At 51.5% G+C, this 19,553-nt stretch carries 11 protein-coding genes; 8 read left to right on the top strand and 3 right to left on the bottom strand.

Features of this window, described 5'->3' with window-relative positions; genetic code table 11:
* Nucleotides 1-223 precede the first annotated feature (223 nt).
* Nucleotides 224-5,800, bottom strand: coding sequence for an SGNH/GDSL hydrolase family protein (locus ACLUYS_RS01785; RefSeq protein WP_412658801.1), 5,577 nt, complete (start codon nt 5,798-5,800; stop codon nt 224-226).
* Nucleotides 5,801-6,874: 1,074 nt separating this feature from the next.
* On the opposite strand from ACLUYS_RS01785, the gene ACLUYS_RS01780 reads away from it, so the two are divergent.
* Nucleotides 6,875-7,300 carry a serine acetyltransferase gene (locus ACLUYS_RS01780; RefSeq protein ID WP_288338785.1) on the top strand — a complete coding sequence of 142 codons (426 nt, stop codon included), beginning with the start codon at nt 6,875-6,877 and terminating at the stop codon, nt 7,298-7,300.
* 273 nt (nt 7,301-7,573) lie between these two features.
* Nucleotides 7,574-8,554, top strand: a complete 981-nt coding sequence (locus ACLUYS_RS01775; protein WP_288338806.1) for a P1 family peptidase — start codon at nt 7,574-7,576, stop codon at nt 8,552-8,554.
* 218 nt (nt 8,555-8,772) lie between these two features.
* Here ACLUYS_RS01775 and ACLUYS_RS01770 read toward each other — a convergent pair whose 3' ends face one another.
* Nucleotides 8,773-9,819, bottom strand: a complete 1,047-nt coding sequence (locus tag ACLUYS_RS01770) for a YdcF family protein (protein WP_230266575.1) — start codon at nt 9,817-9,819, stop codon at nt 8,773-8,775.
* A 135-nt stretch (nt 9,820-9,954) separates the two neighbouring features.
* On the opposite strand from ACLUYS_RS01770, the gene ACLUYS_RS01765 reads away from it, so the two are divergent.
* From ACLUYS_RS01765 to ACLUYS_RS01740, 6 genes are all read left to right on the top strand, one after another.
* Nucleotides 9,955-10,617, top strand: a complete 663-nt coding sequence (locus ACLUYS_RS01765) for an InlB B-repeat-containing protein (protein ID WP_412658799.1) — start codon at nt 9,955-9,957, stop codon at nt 10,615-10,617.
* Nucleotides 10,618-10,939: 322 nt separating this feature from the next.
* Entirely contained in the window at nt 10,940-11,197 is a 258-nt protein-coding gene (locus tag ACLUYS_RS01760) for a SemiSWEET family transporter (protein WP_230266577.1), read from the top strand.
* 344 nt (nt 11,198-11,541) lie between these two features.
* Nucleotides 11,542-13,551 (top strand): sucrose-specific PTS transporter subunit IIBC, encoded by a 2,010-nt coding sequence (locus ACLUYS_RS01755; protein WP_230266578.1) that lies wholly within the window; start codon nt 11,542-11,544, stop codon nt 13,549-13,551.
* 6 nt (nt 13,552-13,557) lie between these two features.
* The gene (locus ACLUYS_RS01750; RefSeq protein WP_288338782.1) at nt 13,558-14,997 is read left to right on the top strand and encodes a glycoside hydrolase family 32 protein; all 1,440 of its coding nucleotides are present in this window, start codon (nt 13,558-13,560) and stop codon (nt 14,995-14,997) included.
* Between the two features lie 102 nt (nt 14,998-15,099).
* Nucleotides 15,100-16,092 (top strand): carbohydrate kinase family protein, encoded by a 993-nt coding sequence (locus tag ACLUYS_RS01745; protein WP_288338781.1) that lies wholly within the window; start codon nt 15,100-15,102, stop codon nt 16,090-16,092.
* Between the two features lie 215 nt (nt 16,093-16,307).
* A complete protein-coding gene (locus ACLUYS_RS01740; RefSeq protein ID WP_230266581.1) occupies nt 16,308-17,312 on the top strand; it encodes a LacI family DNA-binding transcriptional regulator in 1,005 nt (334 codons plus the stop codon).
* Nucleotides 17,313-17,451: 139 nt separating this feature from the next.
* Here ACLUYS_RS01740 and ACLUYS_RS01735 read toward each other — a convergent pair whose 3' ends face one another.
* The gene (locus ACLUYS_RS01735) at nt 17,452-19,437 is read right to left on the bottom strand and encodes a hypothetical protein (protein WP_412658795.1); all 1,986 of its coding nucleotides are present in this window, start codon (nt 19,435-19,437) and stop codon (nt 17,452-17,454) included.
* Nucleotides 19,438-19,553 lie beyond the last annotated feature (116 nt).

Genomic DNA, 19,553 nt, shown 5'->3' with positions numbered 1-19,553 from the left:
GAAAACTCGCCGAGATTAAACCCTTAAAAAATTTAGAACGTCTGAAAAAGAGCGGATCTGCTGGATTTTTCCAGTACAGATCCGCTCTTTGCACAGCTTCAGTTCAGCTGAAGGGTGCTGTATCCTCTGTCTGTTTCCTGAAGCTTTTACCTGGACTTATCCCTGCATTTTTTACGGGAATCTGCCATTTTCAGATTTGAAACGGAACAGAACATACGCATTTTCAGATGGAAGACGATTTCAGTTTTTCAGCTTCAGGGTTCAGACGCATTTCAAGCCAGAGCGTGTGGAGGTTTTTCACCGCATTATCAATGACGGTCTGCGAGTTCGAGGTGAGCGCATTTTTTGCGGTTTGCAGGGCCGTATTAAAGCGGGTGTGGATCTCGTTCGGATTGCGGTACTCGCTCAGATCAATCTCTCCAATATCCGAAAGCAGCATACGCAAAGCGGTTGTATCCACTGTCGGTTGAGCCGGTTTTTCTTCAAGAGCTGCTTTTGCTTCGGTATAGCTCGTGAGCAGGCTGTCGATCTGCGCCTTTGAGGCATAGTCCGGTCCCTGACCAGTAATGGAGGCAGCCATGCAGTCTTCCAGAGCTTTTCTGGCGGCCGTATAGGCGGAAGCTGTTTCATCGGTATAGCCGGAGAGGTCAAGAGCTTTGTTCGCATCCAGTGTTTTATAGGCATTCGATGCGCTTGTCGCCAAGGATACCGCATACGCAAGACGCTCGGCAGAATCATCTACTTCCGCCTGCGAACTGAAGGTATCTGCGGGATTGTCGAGTGCTGCTTTGCCTGCACTGGCTTTCTGCGTGAGATACGTCTTCCACTGCTGCGGCAGGAGGGTATCCTGTTTGGCAGCCAGTGCGAGTGCATCATCGTAAGCTTTTTGGAGGGCTTTCAGATCGAACGTTACGACAGGTTCTTCACTCAGAGTCAGCGTTTGTTTTGCGACAGTCTGGTCGGTATAGGTGCTTCCGTTCCAGGAATCCGTGGTCCGAATCGTAACAGAAGCCTGTACATTTCCGGAAAGATCCTGCAGATCAACAGAAATCGTGCCTAAAGACGATGCGTCTTTGCGGATCAGCTTCTTCGAGATTGTTGTTGAGCCTTTTGTAATGGTCAGTTCCGCTTCACCTACAGTCTTGCCAAGTTCTGTTTCGAGTGCGCTGAGGTTATAGCTGACGGTCTTGTGTTCGGTATCCAGAACCAGTTTCGTGTTCTTGATCGATTCAGAGGATGTAATAGGTTCGACCATATCCTGACGGGCAATCCGGGAATTGCTGTCGAAGATACCCATTTCCTGAATCACCTGTTTAGCCATGGCAATCTGACCAGGACCTACGGGGTGAATGCCGTCTTTTCCGCCGGAATGGTTGAACCAGAAGCCGGTGGAGGTAATCGATTTTTCATCGGATTTCTGTTTTTCATCAAACAGATCGAAGTGGTCGACCAGAATGCATCCCTGTTCTTCGGCAACTTCTTTTACCCATCTGTGGATATCGTCATTGCGTCCGATATGTCCGGCATGCGCCTGGTTGACAATTTTCGGCGGAACGCGCAGAACGACAACTTTACCGTCTGCTTTCCACTCTTTTACGGCATCCGAGAGATGTTGTTTGTAGTCCGTGTAGAGCCAGTGGTTTCCTTCTGATGGACCATAGGCTCCATCGTTGGTACCGAGCATGCAGATGACAACGTCCGCTTCCTCTTTCCAGCGATCGTAGCGCTCATCTTTGTGCGTAAAGTAAGAACCAAAATCAGCATTCGAAATAGCTCCGTTGATGACAACGTCATTTGGACGATTCAGATCGTCATGGACGTAGCGTTCGAAGACATCCGGAACGCCGGTAAAGCCGTCTGTATAAACACCATGAGTGATCGAGTCGCCAACAAACAGCCAGGTCGTCTGCTGCTCCCGGGTCGTATACTGCTTGACCAGTTTCTGCAGGTCGGTCAGCTGATCGTAATCTTTTGCATCCGTAACTGCAGATGTTCCGGTCGTACCGGTTTTCTTCTTGTAAACAACAGCGCCATCCGCATTGACGATCGTGAAATCAAATGCGGTCTCTGGGTTCAGACCATTGAAGACAACTGCCTTATTCGCAAACGCCTTTTTCGTTTTCTGACCATTCACTTCCAGAACGCCATAGTAGGTTCCGTCTGCCTGAATGGAAGCCTGCACGGAATTGGAAGTGACGGTGAAGACCGGCGTTTCTTCTTTAAGCGGAGCCAGCGGTGTGAAGGAATACTTGCTGAGCGTATTCAGATTGGCTGTTCCCATATCGCCGACACCGACAGCTGCACCAAGCTGGTTGCAGATCAGCAGATGACCTCTGGCGTTCAGGTTACCGTTTGCATCGAAGGATTTTTCATCCTCGCCGGCAGCCTTGAACAGGGCTTCGTGATCCACTACGACGATGGAATCGCCGTATGTTGAGAAGTCTGCTGCAATCACTGCATCGACAAGAGCTTTCAGATCTCTGGAAGCGTCCCCTTTTACAGGCGGAATCTGAAGCAGGGTGAAGCGTTTGGCTTCAATATTCTTTGTCAGGATCGATTTCAGACTGTCTTTGATCTGCTGGTCGCTCAGAGATTCGTTGCCATCGAGCATGAGCAGGACAGAACGCGGGCCATATTTATTGATCAGAGAATCGTACTGTTCATCGATAGTTTTGATCGTGTTGCCTGGAATGGAACGGTTGATGACATAGCGCTGGCGGTTGAAGTTGGCCAGGTCGTATCCGCCGTTGGCATTGTGGTCGAGACTGATGTTCAGATGGAACAGTTTGTAGTAGGTTTCGTTGTAGCCAAGGATATCGTTTCCAGCGGAAGCCAGGCCGCCGCCGACAGCTACCCAGTGCTTATTTCCGGAGGTATCAAACAGCTGATTTTTCGTTAAAGGGGCTTCATCCGCTTTTGTCAGTTCGATGAGCTCTTCATTGGAGAGCGGTTCGTCTACAACGGCTGCATAGTCGATTTCACCATTGAAAAGTCCCGCAAAAGACGATGTGTCTGTGCCTGCTGCTTTGCGAACACCGCCGATCAGAACTTCATCTGCAGCGCCGCCAAGCCGGGTAAACAGACCTGCAAAAGACGAGTTATTTGGATAGCTGAAGACTTTTGATCCATCGAGTGTCACGCAGAAGGTATCGGCTTCGCCCAGGTGATCGGCATCTGCACTGGAGAAGGCGATCGTATGCCACTGTCCATCAGCAACCGATCCTAACTCAGCTTTAGCGCCTCCGGTTAAGTCAAAGCGTGCTTTCTTGCTTGCCTGCACGCGGCCTTCAATAGCGCCGACTGCGTTGTCTGCCGGCCATGCCGCCTGAGCGTAAACGCCGGCTTTATGAGCAAAGAACAGGTTGTATGGATTGGCAGTCGTATTGGATTTGAAACGAATGACGACTGCACCGCTTCCGATATTTCCAACACGGGTTTTCAGATCCTCATCTGCACTTTCAAGGAAGTTATAGGGCAGACGTGTTCCGTCAAAGACGGTTGGATTTGTTCCGGTGTCTTTTTTGAAGTCGTGATACAGGACGGAAGTTTCTTCCAGTCCGGTGCTGACGGCATGGGAGAATTCATCGGTTTTTCCATCGGTCGTCACTTCAATGCTGTACGTATGGGAACCGGATTGCTCAGGAACGTCCTTATATGGAGAAACAGCTGCTTCGGCAACAACCTTGCCATCACGGGTGATCTTTGCGGTTCCGCCGCCGTTCCAGGTAATCGTATTTTTGAAGACGCCGCCTTTGACTGTACATTCAACTTTTACGGGATCCGGTGTCGGATCAACCGTACTATCAGAGTCAATGTTTTCATTGGCTGCTGAAAGAGCTGCACATTCTGCTTCGGTCAGAAGTTCGGATGTGACAAGGACGTAGTCAATCTCGCCTTTCCAGGCTTTGCTTACATTTCCGCTGGCATCTTTGACGCCGCCGATTGCTACAGTATCCATCGGTGTGGTTTTGGTCAGAAAGCCATTAAAACTGGCGTTTTTAAATGTATTCGGGTTTGTCGCACCGGTTAGCCCGTCTGCTCCATCGTAGAAATAGGTCAGACGGTTATTCAGACAGTCAGCCGGGGCACGGTAAATGACCGTATGCGCATTGTCGCCGGCTGCAAGATCCCAGTTGCTGGCATTTGTTCCCATGCACTGGCATTTGTTGCTGTCTGTCAGTTCATAGCCGAATACTGCCTGGTTATTCTTATTGTTGCGATATCCGAAGAACCGGTCTGCGCTGCCGGACTTCATGCCAAGAAATGCGCCGCCCGCTGAGCTCAGATCGGAAGAGTGTTTGGCTCTTGCGATCACGGTTCCTTCGGTCATGGCTGCAAGTTTAGCGGCTGCTGCTGCATCTACGGAAACAACATTCGTTCCGTCAAATACGGTACTGGTTCCTCCGGTTTTCGGATCGATCCAGCAAAGCGTGCTGCTTTCCGCAAGAGATTTCAGGCCCGTTTCTTTGCTGGTAAGCTCTGCCGTTTCCTGTTTCGTATCGTTGTCGATAATTTTATACGTAACTGTTTTGCCGAGACCTGCATTCACATCAATGAAGCTGCCGGCTGTCAGTGCTCCAGCATCGGCAAGATCAGAGAATGTGCCGTCTTCATTCTTTTTCTGAATCCGATAGGTATGGCCGGCTTCTGGTGTAAAGGAAATGCGGACTGTCGAGTAGCGCGTATGCAGAGCTTCATCAATCTGCAGCTGTTCTCCATCCGTTTTCTCGCTCAGATCCGGAATTTGATCGGCTTGGATATCTGCATTTGCCTGCGAAACCGCTGCACACTCCGACTGAGAGAGCAGTTCTGAAGTAATCAGAACGTAATTGATCGTTCCCTTCCACGGGAAAGCCGTGCTGCTTCCATTGGCGTCCGTTACGCCTCCAATGGAAATTGCATCCATCGGTGTGGTCTTTGTTAAGAAGCCATTAAATTTCTCGTCTTTGAAAATATTAGGATAAGAGGCGTTGATCAGACCGTCCGCGCCGTCATAGAAGTAGGTCAGACGATCGGCAACGCAATCCGCCGGCGCGCGGTAAACGACTGTGTGACCGTTCTCGCCTGCCTGCAGGCTCCAGTTATTCGTGTTGGAACCCAGACAGGTGATCTTGTTTGTATCGGTCAGTTCGTAGCCGAAAGCAAAAGGCAGTGAAGTAGCACTGCTGCTCCGGTAGCCGAAATACCGGTTGCTGGTTCCGGATTTGATTCCAAGGAATGCTCCGCTTTGCGTTGCGACTGCATCCGAGCTGAGCTGAACCTTGGCAATTACTGTACCCTCATTCAGGGCTGCCACTTTAGCAACCGTCTGTGCATCCATCTGCACCGTATTGGTTCCATCAAAAACCGTGGCCTGTCCATCCGACTTCGGGTCGGTCCATGCCAGAGTACTGACGGCGGCCAGAGCTTCAAGGCCTGTTTTTACGCTTGTAAATTCCGCCGTTTCCTGCGGCTGATCCGGATTGGTCACGTCGACGATCTTATACGTCGGTGCAGTACCTGTTCCGGCCTTTTCATCAATAAAGCTGCCCGTCGTCAGAGCGGATGCTCCGTCAAGATCTTCAAACGCGCCTGACGAATTTTTTTTCTGAATCTTGTACGTGTGAGAGGTCTCTGCAGTAAAGGTGATGCGTACGGAACTGTAGCGAGCGACTGTTTTCTCGTTCAAGTCAAGTACGACTGCATTTTCATCGGCCAGCGGGCTAGCCTGATCCTGTGCAAGAAGCTGCAGAGGCGCTCCGGTTACAGTCAGTGCTGCAGCCAGAAAGGCAGATGCAAACCGGTTTTTCAGTTTTTTCATGTTTTCTTCCTTTTCCTGTGTTGTTGAGTTTTCCGTTTCCTGCGTCTGAATCTGCAGAGTCGCTCCATGAAATCGCCCGAAAGTTTGAAGCACTGCCTGCGGTTCTGACAGGTAAAACGGGAAGAATCAGCTTAATCTTAGGCATTTTTCCTGCGACGCTTTTTGTTTTGTTTTTTTGTATACACACTTTCCCAAAAAATAGAAAACGATTACTGTAAGAAAAGCAGACCGGTTTTCCAGAATGAAAACCGTGGACAAAACGCGGCTTTCGTATACATAAAATCCAATCGGATCCGGATACTCAGACGGAATGGATTTTCCAGGCCATCGTCTCCCCTGCCGGGTACCGATTCTCCTTTCTGAATCAGGGGCTGCGCAAAACAGGGCTCTGAATCGCCATAGGCCTGTTTCGCTGTTCAAATACGAATCTTTATTTATTGCGGACCTGCATTTATGACCTGCATTTATGATCTGTATTTATATGGATCTGTACGGGAAGATCTGGCCCCATATTTGCTTCAATCCGGCTGCAAACGCCGCCTGCAAATCCAGTTCAACCAGGTTTTTAAAAGGGAGGACCATGCCTTTCCCATCGCAGACCCCGATGGATCGGCCAGTGAAAAACACCGCGAATTGCGGCTGCGGTTGCAGCTGCATCGGAAATCTTACGAGGATAAACTGGCGAAGCCGAAATAAGCGGGTTTGCACGTGTTCATTGAAGAAATATCGAACAATGGATTCGAAGATCCAAAAGCGAAAACAGAGAAATTCATAAACGGAGACACAGATCGTTCTGGGAAGATGCCGGAGAGGATCTGTGTATTTCTTCGGGTTGGGGACAATCGTTTTGTCTGTGCGTATTCCGGTTCTTGCCCGCATCTTTTGCCTCTGTTAGTATCGGATTGCACTCGCATCGACTGCCCGGTTAGGCAGCCAGCGTTCTGGCTTAAGGGGACAAAAAGAACAGGGCAGAACAGAGAGTCAAAAAGGCAAAATCAGGCCTTTTCAAATACTAAGGGGGACGGCTTTGTGGCAATCCGTACAGATATACTTACCTGGTCCAAAGGGGACTTAATGGAAACCTACTGGAAGGTTTTCTTTCACCGCCAGAATACGCAAAGCGGATGGAAAAGGGATTTTTATACGTTTTTTCTGAATCGAAGTGCGCGAAAGCATGGCGGCTACATTGGCAAGGACACCTGGTTTGCTTCGCGGCCAAGACTTCCGCACGGTCTGCATGGCATTTATATTTCCCGCTACGCAAAGATCGGGGAAGAATGCTGGATTTATCAAAATGTAACGATCGGCGAAAGCAAGGGAAAAGCGCCGGTGATCGGGGATCACTGTCTGATCGGGGCCGGAGCGGTGCTGATCGGCGATATTTCGATCGGGGATCATGTAAAGATTCAGGCGGGCGCGGTCGTGAGCGAGGATGTTCCTTCCCATGCAACCGTCTTCGCGCCAAAGCCGACCATTCATATCTCCTCTTTGCATGAGTAGAGAACACGTATTCAAAACAAACGAAAAGTACAAAGAAGCAAAAATCGCAATCACGAAAATACAGAAACACAAAAAGGAAAGGGCAATCCAGGCCAGATTCTGCTTTTGAGCAATCGGATAGAGGATGCACCAGAAACACAGACAATCCCAAAGGTGAACATTAAAACCGGCGGGATTTTCTATAATGAAGGAAAGAAAGTCTGTCTCCTTTTGCGGCAGACCGTTCAAAATCAGGCTTTGCCTGAGAAAACAGAATAGAGTAAGGACAATATGATGAAGAAAATTCCAATTACGGATCTTGACGGCTTTCAAATCGGTCAGGCTCAGGATCGCCAGCAGGGAACTGGCGTAACCTGCATTTTATCCATGGAAGGCGCAACGGCAGCCGTGGATGTGCGCGGCGGCGGGCCGGCAACCCGTGAGACGGATCTGCTTGATCCCAAAAACATGGTGCAGAAGATCAACGCCGTCGTTCTTTCCGGCGGCAGCGCCTTTGGACTCGAAAGCTCTTCGGGTGTCATGCAGTATCTGAAAGAAAAAGGCGCCGGCTTTGGCATGAAGGGACTGGTCGTTCCGATCGTATGTCAGGCTTCGCTGTTCGATCTGCCCTGCGGATCGCCGGATGCCTACCCCGATAAAGCGATGGGCTATGAAGCCGCAAAAAACAGTGAACACCCAGAATGGAAAAGCGGCTGCTATGGAGCCGGAACGGGTGCCAGTGTCGGCAAGCTTATGGGCTTTGAAAATGCGATGAAATCCGGTATCGGTTCGTGCGCCTGTCAGATCGGCGCACTGAAAGTCGGCGCGATCGCAGCGGTCAACGCGTGCGGCGATGTCTTTGAACCCGACTCGAAAAATCGTCTTGCAGGAATTTATAATCGTGCGGCCGGTATGGAAATCAATACCGAAGACGCAGTACTGAATAGGATGACGCAGTCCATGGAAGGCATGAATACGACTATCTGCGCGGTGATCACCAACGCCGATCTCAACCAGGCGGAGATGACCAAACTCGCCGGCATGTGTCAGAACGCGCTGGCCCGGACCATTCGTCCTGTACATACGCCAAACGACGGCGATACCGTATTTACGATGACGACCAATCAGGTGCCGATGGACCTGACAGCGGTGTCTGTTGTGGCCATTAAAGCGCTCAGCGAAGCGATCGTCGACGCCATCAAGAGCGCTGAGCCGATGTTTGGTCTGGAAAGCTGGTCTTCACTGGAAGAGAAAAAGGCAAAGAATAACGCGTAACTCCAGACTCTGTATGTATAGCTTCGCCAGCGCAGGCGGAGCGCAAAACGTGAATTCTTAAAACCAGAAGATAAGCAAAAGGCGGCAGACCTTCACAAAACGTGAAGACCTGCCGCCTTTTTCCATAGCGTTCCGTTTGAATTGGAAGACCAGTGCCGCCCGCTTTGAGACGGGTTCTTTCTGCGCTAAAGGCAATGCTCTTCCTGGAATAATCAGGATCAGGCAAAAATCAGAGTCATGAGTACGACGAACAGAAAGGGCAGAAGCAGACAGAAAATGATTTTCATCTGCCGCTTGCGGGTTTCATACAAGTAGGCGATGAACTCGCGAAGCATGGCGTTGAGCGTGAAATACCACTTGGTTTTCGAACCGTATCCCAGACAGGGAAGGCCGATCGATTTTCCAAGCAGCAGGGCCCGGAACACGTGGTAGCGGGTTGTGACAATGGCTGTGTTGCCGCGCTTTTCCTCTTCCTGAAACAGCAGGCGGGAAAGCGTCAGGTTTTCCAGCGTGTTTCGGGAGCGTTCTTCGCTGACGGTATGCAGCGGATCCGCGCCATGTTCGAGGGCATAGATTTTCATCGCCGCACCTTCCGGAACGTCTTCGCCCGGTCCCTGACCGCCCGAAAGAATCAGCAGCGCGCCAGGATTTTTCTGCTGAAGAGCAATTCCCGCATCGATTCGAGCCGCCAGCAGCGGCGGTACGGTCGTTCCGAACAAGCCGGAGCCAAGAACGACGATCTGATCAAAACGATTCTTATTTCGAAAATGAATCAGGTTGATCCAGGAAGAGAGCACGTAAATCGCCAGCAGGAAGGAAAGGTATCCAACGACGACTGTGGCCATCGCGTAGAAAAAATCCAGAATGATATTGTTCGCAGCCTGCAGCAGTACAGGGAAAACAAAGAGGACCAGCAGGATGAAGATGGAAAAACCGATGGAAAGACAGTTGGTAAGTGAAAGTCCTTCCCGACGGATCAGGCGAATGCCTTCGACAAAAAGGATGCCCGCCAGCAGCAGCGGAAAGACCAGAAGGAAGAGGATGACCACAACGGCGATCAGGATGAGAAGAGTCACCAGCCAGGGCGCTTTCGCAGTCAGTTCCGCCGAATAGCGAAACACCAGCAAAGCCGCGCTGATTCCGCTCAGGCCGACAAACGTCAGCAGACTTATGCCGCTCCACACACTGCGCGGCTCAACGAGCAGGACGCAGACCAGAAAAATCAGGCCGATCAGAAAGGGAAGACATGCGATCAGTTCAAACAAAGCATCACCTCATTCTCTTGCCTGATTCCATTAAAACGTTCAGGCGCTTTCGTTCCACGAAATTGTATCGAAGAACCGCTTTGCGAAGAAGAAGGACAGTCTCATCTTTCAAACATGACAGGCCATGAAGTCAAATTGTGCGCTTGTAAACCAAAGTCCTGCTGGTCAGCTTCCCAGACGGCTGCGTATACAGAAGATGCGAAGTTTATAAAACCGGCGGATCCGACAAAAGCGCATTACGACTTTGGCGGCTGGTACGCCGATGAAGGCCTGAAGACGTCGTACAGCTTCAGCACAGCTGCAGCGGGCAACGTTACCCTTTACGCGAAGTGGACGGCCAAACGCTATACGCTGACCTTTGATTCCAATGGCGGCAGCAGCGTTGCAGCCCAGACGGTCGCTTACGCACCGGATGCGGTATTTACGGCTCCGGCCCTGGCTCCAACGAAAGCGGATCACCGCTTTGCGGGCTGGTTTACCGATGCAGCTCTGACTTCGGCTTATGACTTCAGCTCCAGAGTGACCGGCTCGATCGAGCTGTTTGCCAAGTGGCTCTATGTACAGGTGATCGATCAGGCGATTACGTATTCGAATGGCGTAAATGCGCATCTTGACGACTTCGGCAGCTCCGCACAGACCAAAAAGGCCTTTACCGATGCCCTGAGCGCGGCAAAGACGGTTCGGGATGGCGCGAAGGCGCAAAAAGAAATTGATGATGCCGCAAAAGCACTCAATGCGGCAGCACTCGATCTTCGACTGGAAGCCACAAGCGAAAACCTTGAAGCGCTCAAGAACTAAAAGACGTCGTTGAAAGCGCAGGCTTTCCAGGACGCCCCAAAGGAAAAGACAGCTTTAACCAGGAGGCAGCCGATCCGATCCGGCTGCCTTCTTTTTACGGGTATGTCAAAAGAGGGGCTCGAGCGCTATATGAAAAGAAAGCGCTTTGAGTACATGAGAAGAAAGAAAGCGGCAGAAATTTTATACTTGGATCCGTGGCGGATACGGAACAGCCGTTCGTCAAGGGATGGACGCTGTTCGGAAGGGAAATATTTCGCCTTTGAACTTAGAAAGGGAAAGGAGAAGATCCTGTTTCGAGAACGGGAACAGGACGCCAAAAGAAATGACGCAGAAACAGATCAAAATTCTTGGCTATGTGGGAAGCTTTCTTTCGATTCTCATGTATGTTTCCTACATTTCGCAGATCCTCAATAATGTGCATGGCGTAAAAGGCACCTGGATCCAGCCGCTTTGCGCCTGCATTAACTGTGTGATCTGGACGGTTTACGGTTTGATGATCAAGCCGAAACAATGGCCGCTCGTACTGGCCAACGTGCCGGGAATCTTTCTTGGCCTGATCACATTTCTTACCGCGCTCTAGAATCTGGCACTTTCCAGCGGAAAAACCAGAAATCTGCAGCGCAGGGCGAAAAAGCCCGCATGCATCCCTGCTGACGATGTGTGCGGGCTTTTTCTTTGTCCCAGACATCCCGTTTTTTCGATCAATATATGGTATCGAAACCATATCGGTGATTTCTGGTGAAAGCATCAATAAAAGGCGAAAAACAGCCGAAAATATGGAAATACTCTATTTTTTTATATTCGTGTGAAATCGGTTCCATATTTTTGTAAAACCGTTGACATGGAATCGATACCACAATAAACTTCAAGTATAAACAAGCCGGCAGACAGGCCGGCCAAAAGAGAAAATGGAGAAAGGGAAAAATGGATTACGCAAAGATCGCAGCGGACATTATTGAAAATGTCGGCGGCAAAGACAACATCATCTCAGCAATGCACTGCGCGACGCGCCTGCGTCTGCGCCTGAAGGACTACAGTAAAGTCGACGAGAAAAAGCTCGAAGACGTCGACCAGGTCAAAGGCATTTTCCTTGCCAACGACCAGCAGCAGGTCATTCTCGGAAGCGGAACCGTAAACCTGGTTACCGCGGAAGTTCTCAAACAGACCGGTCTGAACGGAGGGGCGGTCAGCGAAGAACCGAAGAGCAAGGAGGGCAGCTGGCTGACCCGTGCAGTCAAAGGTCTCTCTGATATCTTCGTTCCGATCATTCCGGCGATCGTCGCCGGCGGTCTTCTGATGGGAATCAACAACGTACTGACCGCCGTCGGCCTGTTCGCCCCGGGCAAGTCGCTCATCGACATGGCGCCGCAGTTCGCGGGCCTCGCCTCGTTCATTAACATGTGCGCAAGCGCACCGTTCACGTTCCTTCCTGTTCTGCTTGGCTTCTCCGCTGTGAAAAAGTTTGGCGGCAACCCGTATCTGGGGGCAGCGATCGGCATGGTCATGGTTCATCCGGACCTGCTCAATGCCTATAGCATCGCTTCGGTAGACACGCTTCCGTTCTGGAACATCCTGGGCCTGGAAGTGCAGTCGATCGGCTATCAGGGTACCGTTCTTCCCGTGCTGGCTGTTTCCTGGATTCTGGCCACGATCGAAAAGTTCCTGCATAAGCACACCCCAAGCTGGCTCGACAACCTTTCCACACCGATGCTTTCGCTTCTCATTACCGCTCTGCTGACATTCACGATTGTCGGACCCGTTATGCGTACAGCCGGTGACTGGCTCGCTTACGGACTGAGCTGGCTCTATTCCACCCTCGGCTTTATCGGCGGCGCCATCTTCGGTCTGCTTTACGCGCCGATCACCATGACCGGCATGCATCATTCCTTTATCGCAATTGAAACCCAGCTGATCGCAGCCGCGGAAACTACAGGCGGCTCCTTCATCTTCCCGACCGCTTCGATGAGCAACGTTGCGCAGGGCGCAGCCGTTCTTGCGGTTCTGGTCATGACGAAAAACGAAAAGATGAAATCCCTCTGCACCGCTTCTGGTATTTCCGCACTGCTTGGCATTACTGAACCGGCCATGTTCGGTGTCACCCTGAAACTTCGCTATCCGTTCATCGCGGCCATCATCGGCTCCGCAGTCGGCTCTGCCTGGATTGCCGGTACGCATACGCTGGCCATTGCCTTAGGTACCGCGGGTATTCCGGGATTCATTTCGATCCGTCCGGAAAGCTGGCTGAACTTCTTTATCGGCATCGCCATTTCCATGGCTGTATCTTTCCTGCTTACGGTTTACTTCATGAAAAAACATCCAGAAGGCGAAACCGGAGAAAACAAAGGCGGCTTTTCCTTCAAAAAGAAAAAAGCGGCTTCCAAAACGATCGAAAGCCAGAATGAAAAAGAAAACGAAACCAGAACAATCGAAACCGCTGCTCCCGCAAAAGAAGCAGCACCTGCACAGATCAAAACCCAGGCAGCCAAGCACATCCTGTGCGCGCCGGTTTCCGGCAAAACCGCTCCGGTCAGCGACTGCAGCGATGCGGTCTTCGCATCCAGAGCCATGGGTGACGGCATTCTGATTGAACCGGAAAACGGACGCTTTTACGCGCCGGCTGACTGCGAAGTCGTCATGCTGTTTCCGACTAAGCATGCCATCGGTCTGAAAACCGATGACGGTGCAGAAATTCTGATTCACATCGGCATGGACACCGTTTCGCTGGATGGAAAGCCGTTTACCGCTCACGTGGAAAACGGTCAGAAACTGAAAGCCGGCGATCTCATGATCGAAGCCGATCTCGATGCGATCCGCGCCGCCGGGCTTTCCATTCAGACTCCGGTCATCTTCACAAACAAAGTCGCCTTTGAAGCCAGACCGTACGGTCAGGTTCAGGCTGGCGACGCCGTGATGGAAACGAAAAAAGGAGAATAAAAATCCGTGAACTACTCTGTACAGAACCGTTTTTCGCAGGCGATGACAGAGACAAAGCGATCCGAGGCCGCCAATAGCCCGGATCGCCTTTGCTTTCATATCATGCCTCCCGTCGGATGGCTCAACGACCCCAACGGGCTCTGCGAAAAAGACGGCATCAACCATATTTACTATCAGTTCGCCCCCGAAAGCGCGGCTGGAAACACCGCAAAAGGCTGGGGCCACTGCACCACGAAAGACTGGATTCACTACACAGAACAGCCGGTGCCGCTTTTTCCGGACAGCCTGCTCGATGAAGGCGGTGCCTACTCTGGAAGCGCGCTGGTTTGCGACGATGGAAAAATTCGCTGCTTTTATACTGGCAACCGAAAGCTGCCCGGCGAGCATGACTACATTTATGAAGGCCGTCAGCACTGGACGTGCATGACGGAATCCACAGACGGAACGCTTCTGGAAAACAAGCAGGTGCTGCTCAAAAACGAAGACTATCCCAAAAACATGAGCTGTCATGTGCGCGATCCGAAAGTCTGGAAAGACCAGGACGGCTACCGGATGATCCTTGGTGCCCGCACCCGTCAGGATCAGGGCATGGCTTTGCTCTATACGAGTAAAGACCTGAAAAACTGGACGCTTTCCGGAACGATCGAGGGGAAAGAAGACTACGGCTATATGTGGGAATGTCCGGATTTTCTGGAACTCGACAAAGCTGCGCTGCTGCTCACCTGTCTGCAGGGAGCGCCCCAAAAGGGATACGAATACGAAAACCTGTACCCTTCTGGATATTTCCAGCTTGAGAAAAACCCAGACAAAAAGGGAAGCTGGATCGCCGGCGAATTCCGGGCTCTGGATCATGGCTTTGATTTTTACGCCCCGCAGACGTTTGTCGATGAAAACGGCCGGCGCATTCTGATTGGCTGGATGGGTATTCCGGATGTGGAGTATACCAACCGGGAAGCAAAATCGAACTGGCAGCACGCGCTGACGCTGCCTAGAGAACTGACCTGGAAAGACGGTCAGATTTACCAGTACCCCATTGAAGAAATGTTCCAGCTCGCGCAAAACGAATCGTCCAGAAGCCTTGAACTCGAACCGGGAAAGGCGGCCAGACTGGATGATCGCGTCTGTCTGATCGAATTGGAAAACGATCAGAAAGACTGGTCCATTTCGCTGCGTCACGATCTGACGCTCTCGGGGCATAATGGTGTTGTCAGACTTGAACTCCATCAAAGCGGTCTTGGCCGCACGACACGCCATGCGTACTGTCCGGACGTGCGCCAAATCACGATCTTCTCCGATACGTCATCCGTGGAGATTTTCATCAATCATGGCCAGGTTGCTTTTACTACAAGACTTTACGATGCGCCCGAAGATCGCAGTCTGAAAGCGGACGTGCGCATGAAGGCCATAATTACTCCCCTTGCCTCGTTTGAAATCGCCAGAGCCTGAGGCTGCAGACGGCGAGCGTGTGCAGGATGGTCTGTCCTGAAGTAAACAAGAACAAGAAAAAGAACAAGAAAGAGAAAGAGAAACCAAACAGAGGAAACCGGTATGACTCAATCCGTAAAAACAATCGATGTGACAGCCCTGGGCGAAATTCTGATTGATTTCACCATGCAGGGTGTAAACAGCCAGAATATGAACGTCTTTGCCCAGTACCCCGGAGGAGCTCCAGGCAATGTCTGCGTGCAGGTCAGCCGTCTTGGCGGACAGGTCGCTTTCATGGGAAAAGTCGGTCTGGACATGCACGGCCGTCTGCTCAAAACGGTTCTGGATCAGGAGGGCATTTCCACACGAAACCTGATCGAAGATCCGGAGCATTTCACCACCCTCGCTTTCGTATCCGTAGACGAAAACGGCGAGCGGGAATTTTCCTTTGCCCGCAAACCGGGTGCGGATACGCAAATCTGTTTTGAAGAGCTCGATCTGAACGAGCTGCAGCAGGCGAAAATCTTTCATGTTGGCTCGCTTTCTCTGACCGCCGAACCTGCCTGCAGCACAACGCTTCAGGCAATCGACTTTGCGAAAAAATGCGGCGCCCTGATCAGCTACGATCCAAACTATCGCGCCAGTCTGTGGCCCGATGAAGAAACAGCGATTGAAAAAATGCGCAGCCTGATTTCTTCGGCGGATCTGATGAAGATTTCCGATGAGGAAACGGAGCTGCTTACCGGAAAGGCCGACCCGGAAGAAGCCGCCAGAGCGCTCGTCGAGCAGGGCGTAACGATTGCGGTCATCACCCTGGGCAAGGACGGCGCCCTGGCGGCGACAAAAGATTTCGTCGTACGCGCCGGCGGATTTAAAAGTCAGCTGGCCGATACCAACGGAGCCGGCGACTCGTTCTGGGGATCTTTCCTGGAGCAGATTGCCAGAAGTCCAATCGAACCGGGTCAGCTCGATTCGAAAACGCTTGGACAGATGCTGGAAAACGCCAACGCCTGCGCAGCCCTGACCGTTCAGAAGCCCGGCGCCATTCCCGCGATGCCTGCGGCAGCGGAAGTCAACGCCTTTCTGGAAGCCAGCGGACGCAAAGCAGCGTTCTGAGCGGTTCCCCTCGGATGGGCGGGTATAGATTGGCATCGATCGGTACAGAGCGGTATGGATGCACGAAGAGTTGCATTGACTGGCCTGCGTGAGGAAAATGAAACGCAAAGGTAAGGCAGAAACAGCCTGAATCGATCGCCGCCTTATGCGGCGAAACGAATAGAGAAGCAAGACAGGAAGCACCTGAAAAGGCAGCAGCTCCGGGAGGCAGGAATATGGAAAAACTGACGATGGCAGATATTGCCAAAGCGGCGGGGGTCGGGAAAAGTACCGTTTCGCGCTATTTCAACCACGGCTATGTCAGCGAGGACGCCCGTTCAAAAATTTCGGCGGTCGTTCGCAGGACCGGATTCGAGCCGAGCGTGGCTGCCCAGAATCTGCGCTCTAAGGAGTCGCATACGATCGGTATTATCGCGCCGACGATGACGAGTACCGTCACGGGGCGTCAGCTGACGGTCATTGATGAAACGCTGCGTGCAGAAGGCTACAGCTGCATTATCATGACCGCCCATCATCATCGCGAACGTGAAATTTCCGCTATCGAATACATGCGCTCGCTGAAACTGGATGGCGTCATTCTCATTGCCACGACCATCGATGAAAAGCTGGAAAGCCTGCAGAAATCGAGCAATGTTCCGTTTCTGGTCATGGGCCAGGAATTTGAAAGCGGCGTTTCGGTCGTTTACGACGATTACCGCGCAGGTCGGGATGCCGGCCGATACGCCCGAAAGATGGGCCATGACGATGTCGTCTACGTTGGCGTCTCCCCAAACGATCAGGCCGTTGGCGTTACCCGTAAACAGGGCGTACAGGATGGCCTGAAGCAGGAAGGGGACGAGATGAAAAGCTTTGCTTTTGTGGAAACGTCCTTTTCCTATGAAGAAGCCAAAGAAGCCTGCGACCGCATTCTCGATGAACACGTTCCGACGATGATGATCTGCGCGACCGATAAAATCTGTCTGGCCGCGTACAAATCGCTCAGTGAACGGGGACTTCACGTTCCGGAAGATGTTTCCCTGATCGGGTTTGGCGGCTATGAAGCCGGTCAGCTTCTTACGCCGGCGCTCACGTCCATTCGGTTTAAAAACGAAGAAGCCGGAGTGCTTGCCGCAAAGACGCTGATTTCCATGATTCGCAATGAGCCGGTCAGCCGCATGCAGACGATCGGCTACGAATGGAGTTATGGCGATTCGGTTCTCGATCGAACGAAAACGAACTGAAATCCAAAGAAAAGAAAAAATGAGAAAGGGCCGGCAGAAATGTGAATATGCATGTTCAGCCGGTCCTTTTTGTCGTACGTGTCAACGGTCTGGAGGAGGATGGCGGAATGCGGTTATTTCACAAAGCCGGCTTTACGCTTTAGTCCGTCATGCTTTTCAGATCATTGAGGCGATTTTCATAGCGAAGAATATCCGTTTTGTCCTCGGTTACGGCTTTCGTGAGCACGATACCAACGCAAAGAAGAAGCTTAAGCTTGCGCACAATCTCTGGCTTATCTTCTGGGTCATCCTCTGGAACGGGCGTTTCCATCAAAAACGGCTCAATTTGATCAAACAGAGCTTTCGCCTCTTTATACTGGCGATTGCTGTAATACATGCCTAACGTAAATTCGCTGGCTTTCACCATTTGGAGAATGTTGATGCTGCAGGGAAAGAGGTTGAGCTTATGGGCGGCCAGAAGCATAGAACGCCGGTAATACAGGAGGGCACGGGTTCGATCGTTCAAGTACCTGGCGATATGACCGAGCTGGGCGAAGGCCGCATACCAGTAGTCCCACTCGTCTTTTTTCAGAATGCCCCCGCTTTTCGTAAACTGCGTGCAGAGCGGATCGATTGTTTTGAATACCTTGAAGGCTGCTTCGTCCTGATGACAAGCCTGATATGCTGTTCCGCAGCGAAACAGAGCCAGCAGATAATAATGAAAAATCGTATTGTCGGATTTTCTGGCATAGACACTTTCGTAAAAATGGACTTTCAGACAGGCAAGCGGAATTTTCCATGTTTTGTCCGGCAGAGAATTGTGGATGGCTTCTGCATCTGCCATCCAGATTTCAAAGAGACGCGCCGCGGTACGCATCTCTTTGCCGTTTGGTGTGCAGCACAGAGCAAGGCAGATCAGAATTTCGCAGCTTTGCGATTCGAGTTCATACGAGGTGAGTGAAAAATCCTTCAGAGCGATGACCAGCGTATCCATCAGCTCGAGTGCGGAATACTCCTCCTCAGGGGCAGCCAGACGGGAAAACTGGGTGCTGAGTTTTTGAAACGAGGTGAGAAATGCCTGCGGATTTTGGAAATGCAGACAAATGGACGCAAATTCTTTTTCCAGTACACGCCAGGTGTTCCAGAACTCGGCGGCATCTTTGTCCTTAAGATCAAACGGTCCGCACGTCAGACTCTCCATCCATTTCAGTCCGTCTTCGCAGAACTGACGGGCTTTTTCATACTCCTGCAAAGCAGAACAGGCACGGGCGGCCAGAGAAAAGGAATCGGGCCAGCTGCACTGGCTGTTTAGCGGCAGACCAAGAGAAGACGCGGTTTTACCGTGTTTGATGGACTGTAAGGCATGGGCACAGGCCTGCGAATGATTTTCCTGCTGCAGATAAAGGCTTGCTATTTCATGATGAATCAAAGACAGTTTGTCTTCCTTCAGGGGATGGAGAGTTTCCGGATCAAAGCGCATCCAGATGTTCAGAGCTTCTTTCCAGGCAATAAGACTGTCTTCCGGACGGCTGAAATAATCGATTCGCGCAAGATCCATCCAGCTTTCTGCATAGTTTCTGTACGTGGTTTCATCCGGGTGGATCTGGATGGCCTGCGCATGCAGATCGATCAGGAGCTGAAACACAGACCGTCGAAGCGCTTCATTTTTGGAATCCCATATGGCATCTCGCAGCAGATCCGTCATGTCCAGCCAGTCTTCGAGCTGCGCGGGGGATAAATCCGTATGGGAGAGGTATTTCACAGCGCTTTGGCAGGCTTCCTCCATCGCCTGATCCGCTTTTTGGGGCGCACCGGCTTCCAGATAGCACAGCGCCAGATGGGCCAGAAGCGCCGTCGGATGGTGTCCCGGATAGTTTGCAATTTCCTGTTCAGAATGAATGCGGGTCAGACTGACCCCTGTTTCCAGACTTCGGCAGGCGGCGTCGCAGTCTTCGAGCTTTTTAAGAATCCGTCCGGCGGTATCCCACAGCACTTCCTCAAATTGAACTGGAATACCGCTTTCCAGAAGCGAAGCAGGAAGAGACTGCGCTCGACTGGCGCCAATATGATCCAGAGCCAGATCGATCCAGGAGAGCGCGGTGTACAGCTTTCCCCGCTCTTCATAAAACTGAGCGGCATTGTACATATCCACCGCATTTTTCGAGAGTGTAAGGTCTTTTGTGTAAATTCCATCAAGGCATCAGACGGATACAATCAGCTTGAGCCTGACAAATTTATACAAGGAGACCACTTATGCCACGT

The organism is Allobaculum sp. (assembly GCF_047010065.1).
GTDB lineage: Bacteria > Bacillota_I > Bacilli_A > Erysipelotrichales > Erysipelotrichaceae > Allobaculum > Allobaculum fili.
Note: the sequence above shows the minus strand (reverse complement) of the source record. Positions and strands in the feature narration are given on the sequence as shown.

Excerpts from the sequence above, each read along its gene's own strand:
- ACLUYS_RS01780 (WP_288338785.1), top strand. The coding sequence starts at position 6,875 with ATGGAAACCTACTGGAAGGTTTTCTTTCACCGCCAGAATACGCAAAGC.
- ACLUYS_RS01735 (WP_412658795.1), bottom strand. The coding sequence starts at position 19,437 with ATGTACAATGCCGCTCAGTTTTATGAAGAGCGGGGAAAGCTGTACACC.
- ACLUYS_RS01775 (WP_288338806.1), top strand. The coding sequence starts at position 7,574 with ATGAAGAAAATTCCAATTACGGATCTTGACGGCTTTCAAATCGGTCAG.
- ACLUYS_RS01785 (WP_412658801.1), bottom strand. The coding sequence starts at position 5,800 with ATGAAAAAACTGAAAAACCGGTTTGCATCTGCCTTTCTGGCTGCAGCA.
- ACLUYS_RS01760 (WP_230266577.1), top strand. The coding sequence starts at position 10,940 with ATGACGCAGAAACAGATCAAAATTCTTGGCTATGTGGGAAGCTTTCTT.
- ACLUYS_RS01745 (WP_288338781.1), top strand. The coding sequence starts at position 15,100 with ATGACTCAATCCGTAAAAACAATCGATGTGACAGCCCTGGGCGAAATT.
- ACLUYS_RS01740 (WP_230266581.1), top strand. The coding sequence starts at position 16,308 with ATGGAAAAACTGACGATGGCAGATATTGCCAAAGCGGCGGGGGTCGGG.
- ACLUYS_RS01755 (WP_230266578.1), top strand. The coding sequence starts at position 11,542 with ATGGATTACGCAAAGATCGCAGCGGACATTATTGAAAATGTCGGCGGC.